This window comes from Salirhabdus salicampi, from assembly GCF_024259515.1.
GTDB classification, from domain to species: Bacteria; Bacillota; Bacilli; order Bacillales; family Alkalibacillaceae; genus Salirhabdus_A; species Salirhabdus_A salicampi.
On record NZ_JANBWE010000003.1, the window covers coordinates 322029 to 342997 of the forward strand.

The 20969-nt window shown below is 39.7% G+C and carries 22 protein-coding genes; 20 read left to right on the plus strand and 2 right to left on the minus strand.

What is annotated here, in order from left to right:
• Nucleotides 1-59: 59 nt before the first annotated feature.
• The 20 genes from NLW78_RS11505 to NLW78_RS11600 all read left to right on the plus strand — a co-directional run bounded on the left by NLW78_RS11505 (nt 60) and on the right by NLW78_RS11600 (nt 19318).
• Nucleotides 60-293, plus strand: coding sequence for a DUF1146 family protein (locus tag NLW78_RS11505; RefSeq protein ID WP_254497273.1), 234 nt, complete (start codon nt 60-62; stop codon nt 291-293).
• Nucleotides 294-385: 92 nt separating this feature from the next.
• Nucleotides 386-1111 carry a YwmB family TATA-box binding protein gene (locus NLW78_RS11510; RefSeq protein WP_254497274.1) on the plus strand — a complete coding sequence of 242 codons (726 nt, stop codon included), beginning with the start codon at nt 386-388 and terminating at the stop codon, nt 1109-1111.
• Nucleotides 1112-1142: 31 nt separating this feature from the next.
• Nucleotides 1143-2444: a UDP-N-acetylglucosamine 1-carboxyvinyltransferase gene (murA, locus tag NLW78_RS11515; protein WP_254497275.1), complete on the plus strand. Its 1302-nt coding sequence runs from the start codon at nt 1143-1145 to the stop codon at nt 2442-2444.
• A gap of 98 nt (nt 2445-2542) precedes the next feature.
• A complete protein-coding gene (spoIID, locus tag NLW78_RS11520; RefSeq protein ID WP_254497276.1) occupies nt 2543-3553 on the plus strand; it encodes a stage II sporulation protein D in 1011 nt (336 codons plus the stop codon).
• A 174-nt stretch (nt 3554-3727) separates the two neighbouring features.
• Nucleotides 3728-4567 (plus strand): stage II sporulation protein SpoIIQ, encoded by an 840-nt coding sequence (gene spoIIQ / locus NLW78_RS11525; RefSeq protein WP_254497277.1) that lies wholly within the window; start codon nt 3728-3730, stop codon nt 4565-4567.
• Nucleotides 4568-4888: 321 nt separating this feature from the next.
• The gene (gene spoIIID, locus NLW78_RS11530) at nt 4889-5152 is read left to right on the plus strand and encodes a sporulation transcriptional regulator SpoIIID (RefSeq protein ID WP_254497278.1); all 264 of its coding nucleotides are present in this window, start codon (nt 4889-4891) and stop codon (nt 5150-5152) included.
• Between the two features lie 149 nt (nt 5153-5301).
• A complete protein-coding gene (locus tag NLW78_RS11535; RefSeq protein ID WP_254497279.1) occupies nt 5302-6294 on the plus strand; it encodes a rod shape-determining protein in 993 nt (330 codons plus the stop codon).
• 32 nt (nt 6295-6326) lie between these two features.
• Nucleotides 6327-7148: a flagellar hook-basal body protein gene (locus NLW78_RS11540; RefSeq protein WP_254497280.1), complete on the plus strand. Its 822-nt coding sequence runs from the start codon at nt 6327-6329 to the stop codon at nt 7146-7148.
• A gap of 13 nt (nt 7149-7161) precedes the next feature.
• Nucleotides 7162-7980, plus strand: coding sequence for a flagellar hook-basal body protein (locus NLW78_RS11545; RefSeq protein ID WP_254497281.1), 819 nt, complete (start codon nt 7162-7164; stop codon nt 7978-7980).
• 41 nt (nt 7981-8021) lie between these two features.
• Nucleotides 8022-8306 carry a DNA-directed RNA polymerase subunit beta gene (locus NLW78_RS11550; protein ID WP_254497282.1) on the plus strand — a complete coding sequence of 95 codons (285 nt, stop codon included), beginning with the start codon at nt 8022-8024 and terminating at the stop codon, nt 8304-8306.
• A 67-nt stretch (nt 8307-8373) separates the two neighbouring features.
• On the plus strand, nt 8374-9543 hold the full coding sequence (locus NLW78_RS11555; protein WP_254497283.1) for a M14 family metallopeptidase: 1170 nt from the start codon (nt 8374-8376) through the stop codon (nt 9541-9543).
• A 13-nt stretch (nt 9544-9556) separates the two neighbouring features.
• Nucleotides 9557-9982, plus strand: coding sequence for a 3-hydroxyacyl-ACP dehydratase FabZ (gene fabZ, locus NLW78_RS11560; RefSeq protein ID WP_254497284.1), 426 nt, complete (start codon nt 9557-9559; stop codon nt 9980-9982).
• A gap of 101 nt (nt 9983-10083) precedes the next feature.
• Nucleotides 10084-10395, plus strand: a complete 312-nt coding sequence (locus NLW78_RS11565; RefSeq protein ID WP_254497285.1) for a hypothetical protein — start codon at nt 10084-10086, stop codon at nt 10393-10395.
• Between the two features lie 139 nt (nt 10396-10534).
• Complete coding sequence (locus tag NLW78_RS11570) at nt 10535-11020, plus strand: competence protein ComK (RefSeq protein ID WP_254497286.1); 486 nt, start codon at nt 10535-10537, stop codon at nt 11018-11020.
• Nucleotides 11021-11150: 130 nt separating this feature from the next.
• A complete protein-coding gene (locus NLW78_RS11575) occupies nt 11151-12014 on the plus strand; it encodes an efflux RND transporter periplasmic adaptor subunit (protein ID WP_254497287.1) in 864 nt (287 codons plus the stop codon).
• On the plus strand, nt 12015-15080 hold the full coding sequence (locus NLW78_RS11580) for an efflux RND transporter permease subunit (RefSeq protein WP_254497288.1): 3066 nt from the start codon (nt 12015-12017) through the stop codon (nt 15078-15080).
• Nucleotides 15081-15481: 401 nt separating this feature from the next.
• The gene (locus tag NLW78_RS11585) at nt 15482-16564 is read left to right on the plus strand and encodes a glycosyltransferase family 4 protein (RefSeq protein ID WP_254497289.1); all 1083 of its coding nucleotides are present in this window, start codon (nt 15482-15484) and stop codon (nt 16562-16564) included.
• A gap of 154 nt (nt 16565-16718) precedes the next feature.
• Nucleotides 16719-18032, plus strand: coding sequence for a UDP-glucose dehydrogenase family protein (locus NLW78_RS11590; RefSeq protein WP_254497290.1), 1314 nt, complete (start codon nt 16719-16721; stop codon nt 18030-18032).
• A gap of 29 nt (nt 18033-18061) precedes the next feature.
• Entirely contained in the window at nt 18062-18928 is an 867-nt protein-coding gene (gene galU / locus NLW78_RS11595) for a UTP--glucose-1-phosphate uridylyltransferase GalU (RefSeq protein ID WP_254497291.1), read from the plus strand.
• A gap of 75 nt (nt 18929-19003) precedes the next feature.
• Complete coding sequence (locus NLW78_RS11600) at nt 19004-19318, plus strand: hypothetical protein (protein WP_254497292.1); 315 nt, start codon at nt 19004-19006, stop codon at nt 19316-19318.
• A 17-nt stretch (nt 19319-19335) separates the two neighbouring features.
• Here the strand turns inward: NLW78_RS11600 and NLW78_RS11605 are convergent, their stop codons facing one another.
• Nucleotides 19336-20385 (minus strand): CDP-glycerol glycerophosphotransferase family protein, encoded by a 1050-nt coding sequence (locus NLW78_RS11605; RefSeq protein WP_254497293.1) that lies wholly within the window; start codon nt 20383-20385, stop codon nt 19336-19338.
• Between the two features lie 118 nt (nt 20386-20503).
• On the minus strand, nt 20504-20899 hold the full coding sequence (tagD, locus tag NLW78_RS11610; RefSeq protein ID WP_254497294.1) for a glycerol-3-phosphate cytidylyltransferase: 396 nt from the start codon (nt 20897-20899) through the stop codon (nt 20504-20506).
• Nucleotides 20900-20969: the final 70 nt, after the last annotated feature.

Here is a 20969-nt window from a genome sequence, read left to right on the forward strand (position 1 = left end):
GACAAAACTGTGAATCCGTGTCAAGGTTGTATACGATGTTAGAAAAGGAGGCTGAACTTATGCTTCAATCGTTAGGAATACATGCTTTGACCGGAATTATGTCCCACATTTTTTTCATCATTGTTACTTGGTGGGTATTACAATCGGTTCGGTTTGATGTAATCTTTAAAAAAGGCCACACGGTGCAGGCCAATTTATTATTTATATTAGTAACGGTTGCCATTGGGACAACAGTAAGCCGTTTCTTTTTAGAATTTTTACGCTGGTCCCAAGAATTAATTTATCTCTTTTAATCTAGTTGTCGAAAATCAATAGATTTTTACATGTTTATCATCTCTTTCTCCTGCCCATACTATGGATGACAAAAGGAGGAGGAGATTTTTTTATGTATCGAAATGTTTTGATTGCTATGATATTCATTATTGCTGCATATTCCATCGTAAACGATAAGACAAATGCTAAATCGGCTGACCATTTACAACCATTGCAAGAGCTTTCCCATATACTAGATTCACAGTCATTACCTACTTCAGAATGGCAAATCAATGTAAAAGAGAAGATTAATAGAGATATAGATGAATTGTTGCTAGCAATGGGGGAATCATACCCGAACCAATCAATAAACATGAAAGAATCTGAAGAAGCGATCGTTTATGAAATAATAGACGGACAAAAAACGGAAGGAATCACCGAAAAGATATCAATAGTGAAAGGTCACCATATGCCATATACGGAAATCCGTTATACGATAACTGGGAAACATTGGGATGAAGATATAGAAGAAATGACAAAACGTTACATGAATCGAGCATTATCTCATTTCTTCGTCAAAGAATACTCGATTTTCACTTGTGTGAAGTCGAAAACCAATGATAAAATTGATAAGAATATCTTTTTGGAAAATTTTCAACAACAAACCGATGTAAAATGGATTCATAAAATAACAGAAAACGATTTCTTAACGATATCTGGTTACGTAAAATCGTGGCAAGTAAATAGTATTCCAGTTAATGAAAATGAGCAAATGAACGTGCAAATCGCAGTTCGTGAAGGATTGGGCACCGGAACAATTATAACATTAGGCACACCAATCCTAATTGTTGAATATTAATATAGTGAAATTAGACGCGGAGGGGAAAGTCTTGGAAAAAATCATTGTAAGTGGTGGGAGGCAGCTGAAAGGCACTGTAAAAGTTGAAGGTGCTAAGAATGCCGTACTGCCTGTCATCGCAGCAAGTATAATGGCAAGTGAAGGAAAAAGTGTCATTCATGAGGTGCCCGCGCTAGCTGACGTTGAAACGATAAGTGAAGTGCTACGATATATGAATGTGAATGTACTTTCACATGATAATACAATAGTAATTGATGCAGCAAGATATTTAAAAACTGAAGCTCCGTTTGAGTATGTCCGCAAAATGCGTGCGTCTGTCCTCGTATTAGGACCGCTTTTAGCACGCTATGGTCATGCAAAGGTTGCACTGCCAGGTGGTTGTGCCATCGGCTCTAGACCGATCGACCAGCATTTAAAAGGTTTTGAAGCCATGGGAGCGAAAGTAAACGTTGGTAATGGCTTTGTCGAAGTATATACGGAAGAGCGTTTAAAAGGTGCTCGCATATACTTGGATTTCCCAAGTGTAGGAGCGACAGAAAACATTATGATGGCAGCAGCGTTAGCTGAAGGCAGAACCATTATTGAAAATTGCGCAAGAGAACCTGAAATTGTTGATCTTGCTAACTTCCTGACGAAAATGGGTGCTAACGTTGTCGGTGCTGGTACAGAAACGATCCGCATTGATGGTGTGGATCAATTAAGCGGTACTGAACATGTTATCATACCAGATCGTATTGAGGCCGCAACATTCATGGTTGCCGCGGCTATTACTGGTGGAAATGTGCTTGTTAAGAACGCAGAACCTGACCACCTACGCTCTGTGATTGCAAAGATGGAAGAAATGGGTGTGCTCATAGGTGAAGAAGCAGATGGACTCAGAGTTGTTGGACCAGAAAAGCTAAAGCCTGTAGACATTAAAACATTACCTTATCCTGGTTTTCCAACAGATGTGCAGGCACAAATGATGACACTTGCAATGCGTGCAGTAGGAACAAGTGTAATAACGGAAACGGTTTTTGAAAACCGCTTTATGCATGTTGAAGAATTTCGTCGTATGAATGCAAATGTGAAAATCGAAGGACGAAGTGCTATTATTGAAGGACCAATGGAATTACAAGGTGCTGAAGTTTCAGCAACGGATTTGCGTGCAGGGGCAGCGTTAATATTAGCTGGCCTCGTAGCGGAAGGTTACACCCGAGTAACGGAACTAAGGCATATTGATCGTGGTTATGTAAATCTTGCTGAAAAGTTAAAAGGCATTGGTGCAAATATTACACGGATAAATGAAGAAGAGGAAACGACAATTCCTTCCAATCAAATATCATCACTTTAAGGGAAAAGGGCGATTTTATCGTCCTTTTCTTTTTTTAGTTCTATTAAATCGGCCTCCTGTATACATTTAGATAATAGAGAAGAAAAGGAGGCCTGTTCATGAATTGGAAATATACTAGTATTTATACTGCTCTTGTCATTGTAGTAGTCGTACTCATTATTCCGGCGGCGATTGTTGCTCCATTTATTACCGCAGATGAAGCAGAACAAAACTATGAAGGGAGTCAAGAAACAAGAGAGGATGAAACAGAAGAAGTAGATTTGAATGATGGCCCACATGTAGCGGTATTTCGAACAGTGGCAGAAAGTGTTGAAGATGTTCCGTTAGAAACATACGTAGCGAGAGTTGTGGCCTCTGAAATGCCGGCCGAATTCGAAAAAGAAGCTTTAAAAGCACAGGCGTTGGCGGCAAGAACGTATATTGTACGAAAGCAGTGGAAAGAGACAGAAGAAGGAGAATTTCACGTGACCGATACGATACAGGATCAAGTGTATAAAGACGAGGAACAATTACGGAAAATATGGGGATCAGATTTCAACTGGAAAATGAAAAAAATTAAAGAAGCAGTTTTAGAAACGAAAGGTGAAATTATCGTATACAACGAAGAGCCGATTACAGCAACCTTCTTTTCAACGAGCAATGGATATACGGAAAATGCTGAGGAGTACTGGCAAAATGCCTTTCCCTATTTGACAAGTGTAGAAAGTCCGTGGGATACGAAATCACCAAAATTTAGAGATCAAAAAACATACCCCATTTCCGAGGTTGAAGAAATGCTTGATGTAACCTTTAGTGGACCGGAAGCTATTACGAAGATGACCCGGACCGACTCTAACCGGGTAAAAGAAATTGTCATTTCTGGAAAGTCCTTTACAGGTAGAGAGATACGTGAAGCATTACATTTAAGCTCAAGTGATTTCAATATTCAAATAAAAGGAGACCATATGATTTTTACGACAAAAGGGTATGGTCATGGTGTTGGCTTAAGCCAATACGGTGCAAACGGAATGGCGGAAGCAGGAAAGTCTTATCAAGAAATTATTCAACATTATTATCAAGGAACGGAAATTATTCAAGCAGATGAAATTTTCAAAGGGAAAGCTGTTTAAAGGCAAAACCTCGTATTCCAGTAAGGAATTCGGGGTTTTTACGTTATGAACTTAAAAAATAATAAAAAAAACGCATAAAATTACGGAACTGTCGAAAAATAATAGGAAAAATTTAAAAAAGGAGGTATAGTTCTTCCTCTTTCTGCTCAGAATGGATTTTGAGGTGGTGATAAAATGAAAGAGGAAGGCAAAAATCAAAACTCCTTTTTTAAGAGGTTGCTTCAGAAAAAATGGTTTTATCCGGCGGTATACTTATCAGTAGCAGCATTACTACTAACAGCGGTGATTTGGTATCAACAAACATCAGTAGAAATGCCAGATTCACAAATGGGTAATGACGAGCTTGGTTCAGAAGAAGATCCGTTAAGCTCATTAGTAGATGATGAAGATACAGTTCCGGTAATGGACCAAGATGAAGTACTAAGAATGCCTGTAGCAAGCGCAGAGGAAACACAAATCGTTACGAAATTCTACGATTATGACGCTTCTACAGAAGAGCAAGAACAAGCGCTCATTTTTTACGATAATAAATACTACCAAAGTAAAGGAATTGACATCGCTTCTTCAAATGAAGAAACTTTCGATGTAATGGCCGCTTTAAGTGGAACAGTAACAAATGTAAAAAATGATCCGCTATTAGGGAATGTTGTTGAGCTTACACACGATTACGGAGTTACTACACATTATGCTAGTCTGGGAGATGTATCCATAGACGTTGGCACAGAAGTGGTACAAGGCGACGTAATCGGAACCGCTGGAAGAAACCTTTTCGGACAAGCTAACGGAATTCACGTTCACTTTGAGCTTCGTAAAGATGGAACGGAGTTAAATCCTGAAGACTTCTTTAATCGTACGTTATCAGCAATCCAATTGATGGATGATGAAGGTACCGAAGAAGACGGTACTGAAGATGACGAACAGGAAGAAGAAGAGGAAGATGACGGAGCGCAAAGCGAAGAAGACAATAGTGAGCAATCCGAAGAAGAAGATACCGAAACAACTGCAAATGCATAAAACATTTGTTCCTAACCCCGATTCGAAATATCGGGGTTATTTTTTTGTTTTCTCCCATTTCCTCATTATCTTATTCAATAAACTTTTCCTCTACCCCTTGTCCCTCAACAATTTTAAGCATATTCACCAATTTCATCTAATAAAATGTTACAAATCAAACTTTGCAAGAAAGGTTTGAGGTGAGAAAGTGTGGATTGCGACTAACCTAATGCATATACACTGCAAACCGAAACGGATCTGGAATTATTTCTAATTTCTATACCTCCATCACCTTGTCTCATTTCACACCTTTGAGAGAACCAACTCAGGGAGGCGAGTGGTGTGCACGATTACATCAAAGAACGAACGATCAAGATTGGGAAATACATCGTGGAGACGAAGAAAACTGTGAGGGTGATTGCCAAGGAATTTGGTGTATCGAAAAGTACGGTTCATAAAGATTTAACGGAACGGCTACCTGAAATTAATCCTGAATTGGCGAAGGATGTTAAGGAAATTTTGGACTATCATAAGTCCATCCGGCATTTGCGTGGCGGTGAGGCGACGAAAAAGAAATATCGTACAACAACGAAAACCCCTTCTTAAATTGGACTTCCTTAGTAGTGCTCGTAAATAATGGTAAAAAAATTTTTTGATAATTAACGACCACATGTAATTTTTTATGATAAAATGAACAAATAGAAATATGTGATTTACGGACAAATAGACAAAGAGGCAGGGAGGATCAATAGTACATGTTTTCAAGGGATATTGGCATTGACCTCGGTACAGCAAACGTACTTATTCACGTAAAAGGCAAAGGGGTAGTCTTAAACGAACCATCTGTTGTAGCAATGGACCGAAACACGGGAAAAGTCTTAGAAGTAGGTCATGCCGCCAGACGAATGGTAGGACGTACTCCTGGAAACATTGAAGCAATCCGTCCTTTAAAAGATGGCGTAATCGCTGATTTTGATGTGACGGAAGCGATGCTGAAATATTTCCTCGAACGGATTAATGTTCGCGGTTTCTTTTCTAAACCTCGTATACTCGTTTGTTGCCCAACGAACATAACGAAAGTTGAGCAAAAGGCGATACGAGAAGCTGCTGAGAAGAGCGGCGGAAAAAAGATATACTTAGAAGAAGAGCCTAAGGTAGCGGCCATTGGTGCTGGCATGGATATATTCCAACCAAGTGGAAATATGGTAATTGATTTAGGCGGTGGTACGACAGATATCGCAGTTTTATCGATGGGAGATATCGTCACCGCCTCTTCTATTAAAATGGCAGGGGACAAGTTTGATCAATCAATTATTCAGTATATTAAGCGGGAATATAAATTATTAATCGGTGATCGGACAGCAGAGGATATTAAAATCAACATAGCAACCGTATTCCCGGATGGTCGTAACGAAGAAATGGATATCCGCGGCCGCGACTTAGTATCCGGTTTACCACGGACGATAACGGTTAATTCAAAAGAAATGAACGGTGCTTTGCGTGAATCGGTAGCCCTTATTGTACAAGCTGCCAAGTCGGTGTTAGAACGGACACCACCTGAACTATCAGCAGATATCATTGATCGTGGGGCAATTTTAACAGGTGGAGGAGCTTTGCTGAACGGATTGGATCAACTTCTTTCCGAAGAGTTAAAAGTACCTGTTTTAATGGCTGATGACCCAATGCAATGTGTTGTAAAAGGCACTGGTATGATGCTGGAGAACATTCACAAAATTGCAAAAGACTAAACAATAGATTTTTTATTAGGGAGGAAAGCGTTGTGTTAAGAGGATATTATAGTGCTGCTTCTGGCATGATTGCACAACAACGAAAGCAAGACGTTTTATCCAATAATATGGCGAACGTTTTAACACCTGGATATAAGGCAGAACAAACGACACTTCGTTCCTTTCCGGAAATGTTGATGAGTCGTGTAGAAAATCGCACATTACCTGTTAGCAACGGGAAAACATTACCGTACCGGGAGAGAATTGGCAGTTTAAATTCGGGTGTGTATTTACAAGAAACGATTCCTTCATTCCAACAAGGCCCATTACAAAATACGGATGTATATACAGATCTTGCGTTACTGAATGGAAACCTTCCTGATGAAAGTGGTGCTCTTCTATATACTGTCCAAGGTGCAGACGGAGATGTACAATATACGAGAAACGGGAATTTCACTGTTGATGGGGAAGGATACCTTGTGACGGCACATGGCCATTACGTGTTAGACGCCGGGGGCAATCCCATTGATACAAATAATGAAGAATTCACTGTTAATAAGAGTGGTGAATTAACAATAAACGGAAATGTGATTCCGATTGGTGTAACGTATGTTGACAACGCCAATGACCTCGTAAAAGGGAATAACGATTTATTCCAATATGAGGGTGAGGGGAATCCGCAGGATGCGCGTCAACTCGATGGCGTAACCTTCCAAATCCAACAGGGAATGGTGGAAGGATCAAACGTGGACCCACAACAGACGATGACAGATATGATGAGCACATATCGATCATTTGAAATGAACCAGCGAGTACTGAAAGCTTACGATGAAAGTATGAAAATTGCCGTGACCGACATTGGCCGGATTCGTTAAGGAGGTTAAATAGATGAGAAATGCACAAATCGCTTCGACAACTATGGGACAACTTCAAAAGAAAATGGATTTAATCGGACATAACTTAGCGAACGCAAATACGACGGGTTATAAGGCGAAAACATCGAGCTTTTCTTCCTTGCTGATGCAACAATTAAACCAAACACCAAGGCTTGATGAAGCTCCCCGTCAAACACCAACTGGTATAAGACAAGGGACAGGTGCACGTCTTTCCCATACAAACGTGAACACGGCTTCCGGTGTCATCACACCGACAAATCGTCCACTGGACGCCGCGATTGAAAACCCGAAACACTTTTTCCAGATTGCTGCATATAACAATGGGGAAACTGAAACCCACTATACTCGTTCAGGAAATTTTTATTTACAACCAATAAATGACGAAACCGTTGCCTTAGTAACAGCTGAAGGTACACCGGTTATCGGTGATAATGGCCCGATTCAATTTAACGATAACTTTGAAGACGTAGCGATTCTAAATGATGGCTCTATTCAAGTAACTCGAAATGGACAACCTGTCGTGGAAGGTCGCCTTGAAATGGTAGAGGTGACAAATCCCCGCACATTAGAACCTGCAGGAGATAATAGCTACCGCTTTCGGGCAAATGACTTAGGTGTGCAGCTTGATGAAGTTGTCCAAGCCGTCCAGCCCATTGATACGAAGTTAATCGTTGGCTCATTAGAAGGGTCTAACGTAGATATGGGAGCGGAAATGACGGATCTAATGCAAGTTCAAAGAGCGTATCAGTTTAATGCGCAATCCATTAATTTAGGTGACCAAATGTTTCAATTAGTGAATCAACTTCGATAATGTCCACTAGATCATTACCAATGACAAGGAGTTTCTTTATGATGGCAACAGATCGGAACCATAAACCAACATCAAGACGTGCAGTCAAACAACAAAAGAACAGCGTGAAACGTGAACAACGCCAAGCAAAGAAACGAAAGAGCGAACAGAAAATGAGGAAACGTATATTTCCTCTATGGCTAAGGATTATCGTTGTTTTAGCTTTAGCATTTGGAGCTTTAATTGCAGGTGCTATGATTGGCTACGGTATCATTGGGGATGGGGAACCAAAGGACGTAATAAATGTTGATACGTGGAAGCATATAATCAATATTGTTAAAGGTTAATAACAAATGATGGATTTCCGTTTTTTTGACGTGAAGTCCTTTTTTTATACATAAATGGGGGGAAACAATGCCGGTCCGAAACTTAATTCTTATTTTCTTTAGCTTATTATTGTTGTTCAAGTCTCCCGTTATAGAATCGCAAGCCGAATCAAAAAAGAAACTGGAACCAGTTTTTCAACATACTTTTCATACTTTATTCCCGCACAATGTGTCACCACTTTATTTTATTAGCGGCGCTGTTGACGTATACGATTTTGTAGGGCATATTGAAAAGTGGACAAAACCTAATTACTTAAAAGGTCAAATTGTCAGTCCGGAGCAAACCTACACCTATAGTGAAGTTGTTCGGGACATACAACTGTTAAAATGGCAGTATCCCAATCTGATTAGAACGAAAGTCATTGGACATAGTGTTGAAGGGCGAGACATAATCGCGGTAAAATTAGGAGTTGGAAGTAAGGAAATTATGATAAACGCTTCCCACCACAGCCGAGAGCATTTAACGACGAATTTAGTGATGAACATGCTGGAGCACTATGCAGCCGCATATGAACAGGAGGCAACTGTTGAGGAATATGATGCCCGTTACATACTAAACCGAGTTTCGATTTGGTTCGTTCCAATGGTTAACCCGGACGGTGTTACACTCCAACAGTTTGGCTACCACAGTGCTCAACACCCCGAGAAAGTGTTAGCGCTAAATGAAGGAAATACAGACTTTACTTATTGGAAGGCCAATATTCGCGGAGTTGACTTAAATCGGCAATACCCTGCTGATTGGGAAAAGGTGGACAACGGGGTATACGAACCAGCATACAAAAACTACAAAGGCGAGTCACCCTTAAGTGAACCAGAGACACGAGCGTTATATGACTTTACAATTCAACATGACTTTTCTATCGTAGTTGCATATCATTCCGCAATGCAAAAAATTTTTTGGTATTATGGACAAGAAGGTAAAAGGTACGATACCGATTATGGCATTGCTTCAGATTATGCAAAATTAACAGGCTATGACCTATTTCCGGAAGCGTGGGTAACCCAATCTTCAGCTGGCTATACAGACTGGTTTATTAAAGAAATGAAACGTCCTGGTTTTACTCCTGAAATCACACCATATAATGATGGATTACCACCAGCTTTATCGAAGTATGATGAGGCTTGGAAACGGAATAAAGCGGCAGGACTCATGTTAGCAAAAAAAGTAATGGAGAACAAAACGTATTTCAACCAATAAGGAGGAAAAAGTAATGTATGATATTGATGCAATAAAGAAAGTTATACCACACCGTTATCCGTTTTTATTAATTGACAAAATGTTAGAAGTTGAGGAAGGTAAGCGTGCAGTAGGATTGAAAAACGTAACGGCAAATGAACCGTTTTTTGAAGGACACTTTCCCAATTATCCAGTTATGCCTGGCGTCCTCATTGTAGAGGCAATGGCACAAGTAGGCGCAGTGGCCATTTTAGACAAAGAAGAAAACAGAGGCAAGTTAGCCTTTTTTGCTGGAATTGATAAATGCCGCTTCAAAAAGCAAGTTCGACCAGGTGACCAGTTGAAGTTAGAAGTAGAAATTACCCGTGCCAAGGGTCGTATTGGCAAAGGAAAAGGGATCGCAACTGTTGATGGCGAGGTCGCTTGTGAAGCGGAAATTACGTTTGCGATTGGTGAGTAACTTTTGAAATTGCCATTTGTTTTCGTCATGTTTCAACATATTTACAATTATTTTGGTAAAGCTAACTTATGAATAGCTTAAACTAAAAGGAGGAAACATCGATGAAAAACAAATGGCTATTGAAGTTAGGTGCACCTTTTTTAGCTATTTTCCTTATGGCGGCTTGTGCTGAGAACGATGATCAACTACCAGATGATGAGCAGCCGGCTGAAGATCAAGAAATACAAGAGCCAACTGAAGAGGAAATGGATCCACCAGCTGACGATGCAGGTGAAGAAGATGGTCTTGGTGGAGAAGGCGACCTTGAAGATAATGGAGAAGGTGGCCAAGGTGAAGGTGACACTGGTACTGGTACTGAAGGTGGAGACGCTGGAACAGGTACTGGTACAGGTGACGATGAAGAAGATCAATAATAATGGAAACCCGTATCACGATGGTGGTATGGGTTTTTATTTTTTAAAAAGCCAAAAAAAGTACCAAAAAATGTTTGTATATGGTAAAATTTTGAATTGGAAAAATGCATATAGATATGCTGGGGAAGGAGATGGAGGAATGGAACACCGTAAGCATTATATGATCAATCGGAACACAATGGCACTTTTTCCAAACTATCATGTAGAATATCCTACACTTGTCATTGAACAAGACCGGCAATTTTACTGTCAACAACCTTCGTTACAATTAATTGACCAAAGTTGTATTCAAGGCGGCTCTACATACGTAGGACGTAAAAAAGCAATGGTCAAAATGCTTCGCACAAATCAAAAGTTACCAATCCCTATTAATCCGGATCGATCCATTTATTTATTTCCGAGTAAATCCCCGAATGACTACAGTTGCGAATGGATATCTTTCTTTCATATTACTGATTTTCAACCATTACCGGCGGATGATAAGAAGACAATCATAACCTTTTCCAACGGACTTGAAAAAGAAGTTGACATTCCGATTGATAAGATGAAGCGGCAGTTTGTGTTAGCGGGCTGTGCGGTTGCATTGTTAAATCGAGACCGCCTATGGTCGGAAAGTACGTTATAAGTTTGAGGAGAACTGGCAGTAGTCTATTGCTACTGTCAGTTGTTTTTTCGTTGTTAAATATGTAATATTCATGACAGATGAGGTTTAGCAAACACTAATGCATAAGACAGAAAAGAAGGAGAGACGGCAAGTGAGCAGAGCATTACTACTATCCTATGTCTTTATACTTTCTCTATTATTTGTTGGATGTGCAAATGGAAGTGGGGAAATTAGTGAGGACGAAGGTACATCGTATACACCGGTTGAAGTAGCTAAAGTCAAAAGAGGAGACATGACCATTCATCAGTCTTTTTACGGTAAATTTATCCCTTCAAATACAACTCCCATCGTGACTTCCCGTACAGGAGAGGTGGAGAATTTAAACGTTCGAAAGGGAGATGTTGTGGAAGAAGGAGAGCTCATTGCTACGATTCACCCAGGCAACGTAAAAATAGAAGCGAAAACGACTGGAGTTATTCAACAGTTAGACGTAAAAGAGGGAGACGTGGTTTCACCGCAGTCTGCATTAGGGGTCATCGTATCCCTGGACCCAATTGATGCTTTGTTTCATGTTACTGCTGACCAGCTTTCATTGTTTTCATCAAATGATTCATTATCAATTGATGTATCATCGATAAATAAATCTGTGCGAGGGGATGTTCAATTTGTTTCCTCTACTGCGAATGAGACTGGTTTATTTGAGGTAGAACTGTCCATTGATAATCATAATATTCAACTGAAACCAGGTATGGTTGGCATATTACAAGTCCCGATCACCCAAATGGAAAATGAATTAATCATTCCAACTCGTGCGGTTCACTATGTAAGTGGAGATCCATATATTTATATCATTAAAGAAAACATCGCTGTACGAAAAGAGATTTCCATATTACAATCCCAATCCGAGCAAACGGCCATTACCGGTGACTTATATGAAGGGGCGAAAGTTGTAACGAAAGGCCAATTTACGTTAACCGATGGGGGAACCGTTCGGATCATGAAGGAGGTTCCATAAGTGAAACTCATTCATTCATCTGTTCGAAGACCAGTTGGTGTCACAATGATTGTACTTGCCCTAGTCGCATTGGGGTTTGTTTCGTTACGAAATTTAACCATTGACTTATATCCGGACATTAATTTTCCTATTGCGGTCGTATCGACAAGCTATGAAGGGGCAGCTCCACAAGAAGTGGAGCGATTAATTAGCCGACCGATAGAGTCTGGTGTAAGTTCAATTGAAGGGATTAAAACAGTACAAACGAGGTCGCAGCCAGGTGCTTCGTTAGTTGTTTTAATGTTTGAAACGGGAGCAAACTTAGATAGTGTTTTGTTGGATGTAAGGGAAAAAGTAGATCAAGTGAAAGGTATGTTACCTGAGGATGCAGGCACTCCCAATGTCCTGCGTTTTGACCCGCAACAAATTCCTGTTATGTGGGTTGGGTTAAATGGTGCTGATGATGCTGAATTACAATCATATGCCGAAAATCAGCTTGTACCACATTTCGAAAGACAAGAAGGGGTTGCGTCAGTAACGATTGAAGGTGGATCTGAACAAGAAGTTCAAGTTTTGTTACAACAAGATCGCCTTTATCAATACGGTTTATCGGCGGGGCAGCTAGTCCAAGCCTTACATAGTGCCAACCAATCAGCCTCCGCTGGGGTGATCGAAAAAGGGGACCAAAACCTGCAAATTCGCATTAAAGGCGAATATGAGAGCATTGATGATATCAAACAAACGATTGTTCAATCTCCACAAGGAGCGCTTTTGCAATTAAAGGATATTGCTGATGTAAAAGAAGTAGCGAAGGAGAAAAGCACCATCTCTCTCGTAAACGGTAGCCCATCAGTTGTGATGTCCATTTTAAAGAAGACGGACGGTAATACAGTAAAGGTTGCCGATGAAATGTATGCAGCGATTGATGAACTGCAAGAGCGGCTTCCGGAAGAACTCTCTCTCAACATTGTATTTGATACATCAACCTTTATTCGAATGTCAATTGAGTCGGTTGTGAAAAACATTGGCATTGGAGCGCTATTTGCAACAGTAATATTATTACTATTTTTAAAAAGTGTACGTGCTACCCTCGTAATTGGTATTTCAATTCCGATTGCTATTATCTCTACGTTTACCCTTATGTATTTTACGGGAGAAACGATAAATGTGTTGACAATGGGGGGGTTAGCCCTCGGTATTGGAATGATGGTCGATTCATCCATAGTCATTTTGGAAAATATCGTCACATACCGCCAACGGGGATACAGTGTGATGGAAGCGGCAAAGCATGGTGCATCGGAACTTGCTCCAGCAGTGATTGCGGCAACGACAACAACACTTATCGTGTTTTTACCGATTGTGTTTGTAGAAGGTATTGCATCTGAGTTATTTACGCCACTAGCATTAACGATATCCTTTGCACTATTCGCGTCGTTACTCGTATCCATTACACTTATCCCGATGCTGGCTTCAAAGCTGCTACCTAAACAAATTACAGAAGAAGGTCGTCGTCTTTCTCGCTTCAACGTAATGGGGAAAGTCAAAGGGATTTATATATCCTTGTTAAAAACGGTGTTAAAGTTTCGAAAAACGACGATATTGACAACTGTTCTTGCTATTGGTGGGAGCTTCTCATTGGTGCCGACAATTGGAACAGAATTTATTCCACCATCTGATCAAGGTCAAATCGAAATAAGGGTCACAGCAAAGCCGGGCACGAATCTAGAATCAACTAAACAAATAACAGAGCAAATTGATGATAAATTGAGCAAGTATGAAGACCAAATCGAAACTGTCTATTTAAGTGTAGGTGGTGGAGGCTTTGAATCCTTTTCGACGCGATCTCACCGTGCAACCTATACGATTCAACTTGTCGGAAAGGAAGAGCGGACCCTTTCAACAATGGATATGATAAAAATGATAGACGAGGATTTGCAGATGATACCAGGTATTGAAGCACAAGTACGAGAGCTATCTTCAAGCCTCGGTTCAGGTGAGCCTGTTCATATTCAATTAACAGGACCTGACTATGATGTGTTGCAGCAGCTTGGTGACCAAGTCGTCACAGTTATTTCAGATGTAGATGGAATCCATGAGCCGGAAACATCGACGAGCGAAGGAATACCGGAGATAGATATTATGGTTGATCGTCAAATCGCATCTCAATATGGATTGAGCTATGATCAAGTGCTAAATCAAGTTCGAATCAGTATGAATGGTCAATTAGCGACTCGATATCGTACAGGTGGTGACGAATTGGACGTAAGGCTCATACTGCCGAAAGAGAATCGTCGTACGATAGCTGATGTTGAAACAATGCCGATCCAAACTCCATCAGGGGCAGTTATCCCCCTTTCTACGGTTGCTACTTTCGATCAAGTAGAAGGCCCGGTGACGCTTATGCGGGAAAACCGTCAACGGCAATTAAATGTAACAAGTGATATCGTTGATCGGGATTTAGGAAGCATTATGGACGATGTAGACATGAAATTACAATCATTACATTTCCCTGAAGGGTATTCTTACAAAATCGGTGGCCAGGCGGAAGATATGATGGATTCATTCCGAAAACTCGGTATGGCTCTCATCTTCTCCATCTTTCTTGTGTATGCGGTAATGGCGATACAGTTTGAAAATTTCTTACATCCGTTTATTATTATGTTTTCTCTTCCGGCTACTGTCGTTGGGGTAATTTTAGGTTTAGTCGTGACCCAAAAGCCGTTAAGTGTCCCTGCTTTCGTCGGGGTCATTATGCTTGCGGGAATCGTCGTAAACAACGCTATCGTTTTAGTGGATTACATTAACCTCCTCCGTCAGCGGGGAGTTGAGCGCTATGAGGCAATTTTACAAGCGGCACCAAGCCGTTTACGACCGATATTGATGACAACAATTACGACTGTTCTCGGTATGATTCCGTTGTCATTGGGACTAGGTGAAGGAGCGGAAGCCCAACAGCCATTAGCAATCGTAATTATTTTTGGTCTATCTATCTCAATGATGTTTACTTTATTATTAATCCCAGTTGTTTACACGTATTTGGACGATTTGGCGAGAAAAATGGCAACCAATGCAAGGCAAAACGGCTGAAAGTTGAAAGGGGATTAATGAAGAAGAGCCGCATCTTTAAAGGGTGCGGCTCTTTCATGTACAGGAAATTTTTTCTTGACGTAGGTCAAAAAAACCATATAGCCAGCGTATATCTATATGGTAATATTAAAAAGATAGGCTTCTTTATAAAAATAGGGGTATTTCTATCTAAAATCATGAAAAAAAACCCCGAATATTGAAACAAACCAACCCGAAATCCCGTCTAACTATTTAGACAGTAGAAAATACAGTATAGAAATCACGTTACACGTAGAAAATAGATGTGAATTGGTAATTTTAGAATAAAGCTTACTTGTTAAGTGGTCATTATAAATATGTTAAAATATGTAAAGGGATTGTAAAGGTTTGATATTTAATTTTGATAAAAGCAGGGATATTTTATGATAAGTGTTTTCCATTTAATTATTGCGTTTTTTATATCATTAATCACAAGTTTGCTAATAACATATCCTGTCATGACGTTAGCACGAAAAATTGGGGCTTTGGATCAGCCTAACGAACGGAAGGTTCATGAAAAAGTGACACCGAGACTTGGTGGGTTAGGAATGTTTTCTGGGGTTATTGCAGGTCTCTTATATCTTCAGCCCAATCACCCAGAAATTATGGCGATAGCTCTCGGTTCATTAATCATTGTGCTAACTGGTGTTTTAGATGACAAATATGAACTGCGTCCTGTAACCAAATTGTTAGGTCAATTAACAGCGGCCCTCGTGCTTGTGCTATCCGGATTAGTCATTGAAGTGATTACAGTACCTTTCTTCGGAATGGTTTCTTTAGGTTACTTAAGCATACCTATTACAATTTTATGGATTGTCGGGGTTACAAACGCCATTAATTTAATTGACGGTCTAGACGGGTTAGCCTCTGGCGTATCTACTATCGCTATTTCCAGCATTTTAGTGATGGCGATTATTGATTCCCGTTTATTAGTCGTATATTTATGTGTCGTCTTAATTGGTAGTAATATAGGCTTCCTCTTTCACAACTTTCATCCAGCGAAAATTTATATGGGTGACACAGGCTCCCTCTTTTTAGGATACTCGATAGCCGTAATATCGATGCTCGGTCTATTTAAAAACCTCGCGTTATTCAGTTTTATTATTCCTATGATTGTGTTGGCGGTTCCAATACTGGATACGACTTTCGCCATTGTAAGGAGAATTTATAATAAAGAAAGTATAATGCGTCCAGATAAAAAGCACATTCATTATCAGCTGTTAGCTGCTGGCTTTAGCCATCGAGCGACAGTATTAATCATTTACTGCTTTAGTACGATATTCGGAATACTCGCCATTTTATTCTTAAATGGTAGTACGACGACTTATTACGTCATTATGTTCTTCTCCCTATTCCTCATTCAGCTGTTTGCCGAAATCGTCAGTCCTGGAGGAAGAAAGAGAAAACCGCTCTTAACGTTATTAAATAAAGTCATCCCCCTTGATAAAGTGATTCAAAAGTTATAGAAAAGGTGAGCATACATCTGCTCACCTTTTTTGATGCCGTATATTGAATGGAGAAACAAGTACTAATGCTTATTCCACTTCAATATATTGTATTAAAAGGACACGACTTTCTGTTGCTTTTGACAGTATGTTTTAACACCTTGGGGGGTTGTGGATGAAAATTGCAATTTTTGGTACCGGGTATGTCGGGTTAGTCACCGGGGTTGCCTTAGCGGAAATTGGGCACGATGTAACATGTATTGATGTGGATGAGAATAAAGTTCGGAAAATGGCTCAAGGGATATCCCCTATTTTTGAGCCAGGTTTAAAGGAATTAATGACGAACAATATTCAAAAGGACCGATTACGTTTTACAGTGGACAACACTGGTCCATTGCAGTGGGCTGATGTTGTGTATATTGCCGTTGGTACACCGGAACAAGAAGATGGTCATCCTAATTTATCGTATATAGAACAAGTGGCGTTAACAATTGCCGAGCATAAAGAAGGAAACGTTGTTGTTGTGACGAAAAGTACAGTTCCAGTCGGTACAAATGAATGGATTGAAACATTAATCCAGAATCATGCGAAGCATCATATTACCGTTGATGTCGTTTCAAATCCGGAATTTTTACGGGAAGGTTCAGCCGTCCATGATGCCTTTTATGGTGATCGTATTATCATTGGGGCGAAAAGTGATTATGCTGCTGAACTTATTGAAAACATTAATGAACCTTTTCAAATACCGATTTATCGTACCGATTTACGAAGTGCTGAAATGATTAAGTATGCCTCCAATGCTTTTTTAGCTACAAAAGTTAGCTTTATTAATGAAATTGGCAACCTTTGCGGTAAGCTGGAAGCAAATATAACCGACGTCGCTAAAGGGATAGGCATGGATAAACGGATTGGTGAACAGTTTCTGCGAGCCGGGATAGGCTTTGGTGGATCATGCTTTCCGAAAGATTTGAAAGCTATAACACAAATGGGTACAGAAACGAACACTGATATGAATATTGTAAGAGCAGCTTTACAAGTTAACGAAAAACAAAAAACGATCCTTATCAACTTGGCAAAAGAGGTATTCTCAGATTTACGGGGGAGAAAACTAGCCTTATTAGGGTTAGCCTTTAAACCGAATACGAATGATATGCGTAATGCAGCATCTATTGCTATCGCTGAGCAACTAATAGCAAATGGAGCGGATGTTATTGCATACGATCCCGTTGCAACAGAAGAGGCACAGGAACTACTTCCGGAAGAAGTGGAGTATGCAAACTCCCTTGAGGAAGCATTGCAAGGGGTGGACGCCGCCTTTATTATTACAGAATGGGAAGAATTTAGTACGATGGATTTGTCTTTATTCAATCGACTCATGAAAGAACCAGTCGTCTTTGACGGCCGGAATTGCTTTTCCTTAACGAATGCGAAAAGAAACGGGCTTCAATATTATTCTATCGGTAGACCTGCCGTTGTTCATCAAATGTAATACTGGATTGCTTTAAGGAGTGAAATACGATGAAAAAAGTAAGAAAAGCCATCATACCAGCTGCCGGTTTAGGAACGAGATTTTTACCTGCAACGAAAGCAATGCCGAAGGAAATGCTCCCGATTATCGATAAGCCGACGATTCAATATATAGTAGAAGAAGCTGTTGAATCGGGCATAGAGGATATTATTATTGTGACGGGAAAAGGGAAAAGAGCGATTGAAGATCATTTTGACTATAACTTCGAACTAGAAGAAAATTTGTTGAAAAAACAAAAATATGATTTGCTTAATAAGGTGAAACACCCTGCTACAGTTGATATCCATTATATTCGGCAAAAGGAGCCGTTAGGATTAGGGCACGCTGTTTGGTGTGCTCGTAAATTTATTGGCGATGAACCATTTGCCGTTTTATTAGGAGATGATATTGTTCAAGCAGAGGTACCAGGGCTAAAACAACTCATCAACCAATATGAAGAAAAGGAAAGCTCGATTATTGGTGTGCAAAAAGTACCTGCTGAAGAGACAGAGCGTTACGGAATTGTAGAAGCGAATGAGCAAATCGGTGAGTTATATCACATAGCGAAATTCATAGAGAAACCGAAGCGCGGTACAACGTTATCGAACTTAGCGATTATGGGACGCTATATTTTATCCCCATCCATCTTTCCTATTCTCGGAAGACATGAAAGAGGGCAAGGGAATGAAATTCAATTAACAGACGCCTTACAAAGGTTGAATGAACAAGAAGCGGTTTATGCCTGCAATTTTGAGGGAAGACGGCATGATGTAGGGGAAAAATTAGGTTTCATTAAAACGACGATTGAGTTTGCGTTACAGGATGAAGAAATCGGTCAAGATGTTAGACAATTTTTACAATCAATGCTAAGCCGTTGAGTTTCATGTTTTACATAGATAGAGAAATGGTAAAATAGTAAAGATGAGGACAATATAAAGAAGGTGAAATCGGATATGCAACAGACGTTTCAAGAAAGCATGTCAGAATGGACGAAAAAACTTAACTTAGAAAAACAAGCATTAGAAAACCAAATTAAAGAACGGGAAAAAGCAGTTGAACTGGCAAAAACGAAGCTGGAAATTGCTCAAGCAGCTCTAAACAAGATTGATAAGCAAGACCACGCCAATTTCCGTGACCTTCATGTAAAGCCGTATAAGGAAGAGTATGACCAGGCTATGAAAGAATTAACTAGAGTGAAAGATAGCCATAAAACGAAAATCCATTATTTAAACGTGTTGATACAGGAAGCGAATACATATACATCATAACGAAAAGCCCTTCTAACTTATTGTTCAGAAGGGCTTTGTTTATAGATCACATCGATTACGTTTCGGCTTGATTGCCCATAGGAATATTCATTCCAAGCGGCAGAAAATTTCTCAACTTCTTGTAAGTCGAAAGAATTGGTTTGGATGTATTGAATGACTTGATTAGTCGTTAAGGCAATCGGACCGGGCAGCTGTTCTTGAAAGTCCCCCCAAAAACCTCTCTCTACCTTATATTTTTCTACATCATAAGTGTAAAAAACCATCGGCTTCTGAAGCAAGGCAAACTCAAAAGGGATTGAGGAATAATCAGTGATAAGCAAGTCGGTAATCAGTAGAAGATGATTGATGTTCGGATATGATGAAACATCTTGTACGAAATTAGGGTACTGATTGCCAAGCCTCGTTTTCACAGCAGGATGTAATCGCAGAAACAGAACATAATTTTCACCTAATGCTTTATACATGTCCTCAATGTTTAAAGCAAGTTCATAATGATTTAATTGACCGTCACGAAAGGTTGGAGCATATAAAATAACTTGTTTTTCTTTGATGATAGGATATGTATCCTGCAACTGAGTAATGATTGTATGATGTTGTACCTCGTCGAAGAAAAAGTCGGTTCTCGGAATACCCGTCCGTAACATGTTTTGCTCGTGTAAACCGAAACTCTCCTTGAAAATGGAGGCCATCTTTTCCGATCCGACGATGACATAGTCAAATCGTTTATAAACGTCTTGAAAACGTTGCATAGCTTTACTGCTTCTATTATGGATGGATGGGTCTTGTAACCCGAATCGCTTAATCGCGCCAGCAGCATGCCATAGTTGAATACACTTTACACCTTCTTTAAAATCTATAGCTGCCAAAAAACCGTAGTAATTATCAATGAAAACGACTTTAGAAGTGGCCAAATGATAAATACCAGTGATAAAGCTCTTAATTTTACCAGGTGTAAACATAATCGTTTTCGTCATGGACGGATGGAGTTCTTGAAAATCTCGGCGACAGCTCTTCGTTTTTAATATGATGAGTTGATGTTTTTCCCATTTTTGTAATTCCTTCGCCACATAAAAAACATTTTCCCCAAAAGACGCTACAAAAGTAGTTTTATCCTTTTGGGGAAAAAGTTTGCAAATGGAAAATATCAATTTGAAGAGCAATAAATACATGGCTATGAATGCTTCTCTAACCATTTTTTTGGAACAAATCTTCTTTTATTTTTGTAGTAGAAATACCGTTTGTACGAGGTAAATAGATAACTTCGCAATAGTCTTTTAGAAAGTCGAATTTCCCTTCCCAATCATCGCCCATCACAAAAAGATCAATATTATGTTCTTGTACATCGGTAATCTTTTGGCCCCAATCTTTCTCGGGTATAACCTTGTCTACATAACGAATTGCTTCTAATACGACCTTTCGATCCTCGTAACTATGATAAGCTTTTTTATTTTTAATGGCGTTAAATTCATCTGTCGATAATGCTACGGTTAAATGATCTCCTAATTCTTTGGCACGACGTAATATGTTGATATGTCCATAGTGGAGCAAATCAAAAGTGCCATAAGTGATTACTTTTTTCACTATTTTACCTCCTCAAAAGAAAGTGGAGTTATTTTAGTATTACATAGCCATTTAGAGAAAATGGCATACA

What these genes read in the sequence shown, in the direction of transcription:
- NLW78_RS11550 (WP_254497282.1), top strand. Translation starts at nt 8,022, where the DNA reads ATGGCAACAGATCGGAACCATAAACCAACATCAAGACGTGCAGTCAAA.
- NLW78_RS11535 (WP_254497279.1), top strand. Translation starts at nt 5,302, where the DNA reads ATGTTTTCAAGGGATATTGGCATTGACCTCGGTACAGCAAACGTACTT.
- NLW78_RS11585 (WP_254497289.1), top strand. Translation starts at nt 15,482, where the DNA reads ATGATAAGTGTTTTCCATTTAATTATTGCGTTTTTTATATCATTAATC.
- NLW78_RS11555 (WP_254497283.1), top strand. Translation starts at nt 8,374, where the DNA reads ATGCCGGTCCGAAACTTAATTCTTATTTTCTTTAGCTTATTATTGTTG.
- NLW78_RS11505 (WP_254497273.1), top strand. Translation starts at nt 60, where the DNA reads ATGCTTCAATCGTTAGGAATACATGCTTTGACCGGAATTATGTCCCAC.
- NLW78_RS11545 (WP_254497281.1), top strand. Translation starts at nt 7,162, where the DNA reads ATGAGAAATGCACAAATCGCTTCGACAACTATGGGACAACTTCAAAAG.
- NLW78_RS11600 (WP_254497292.1), top strand. Translation starts at nt 19,004, where the DNA reads ATGCAACAGACGTTTCAAGAAAGCATGTCAGAATGGACGAAAAAACTT.
- NLW78_RS11570 (WP_254497286.1), top strand. Translation starts at nt 10,535, where the DNA reads ATGGAACACCGTAAGCATTATATGATCAATCGGAACACAATGGCACTT.
- spoIID (WP_254497276.1), top strand. Translation starts at nt 2,543, where the DNA reads ATGAATTGGAAATATACTAGTATTTATACTGCTCTTGTCATTGTAGTA.
- fabZ (WP_254497284.1), top strand. Translation starts at nt 9,557, where the DNA reads ATGTATGATATTGATGCAATAAAGAAAGTTATACCACACCGTTATCCG.
- NLW78_RS11590 (WP_254497290.1), top strand. Translation starts at nt 16,719, where the DNA reads ATGAAAATTGCAATTTTTGGTACCGGGTATGTCGGGTTAGTCACCGGG.
- NLW78_RS11565 (WP_254497285.1), top strand. Translation starts at nt 10,084, where the DNA reads ATGAAAAACAAATGGCTATTGAAGTTAGGTGCACCTTTTTTAGCTATT.
- spoIIQ (WP_254497277.1), top strand. Translation starts at nt 3,728, where the DNA reads ATGAAAGAGGAAGGCAAAAATCAAAACTCCTTTTTTAAGAGGTTGCTT.
- NLW78_RS11510 (WP_254497274.1), top strand. Translation starts at nt 386, where the DNA reads ATGTATCGAAATGTTTTGATTGCTATGATATTCATTATTGCTGCATAT.
- galU (WP_254497291.1), top strand. Translation starts at nt 18,062, where the DNA reads ATGAAAAAAGTAAGAAAAGCCATCATACCAGCTGCCGGTTTAGGAACG.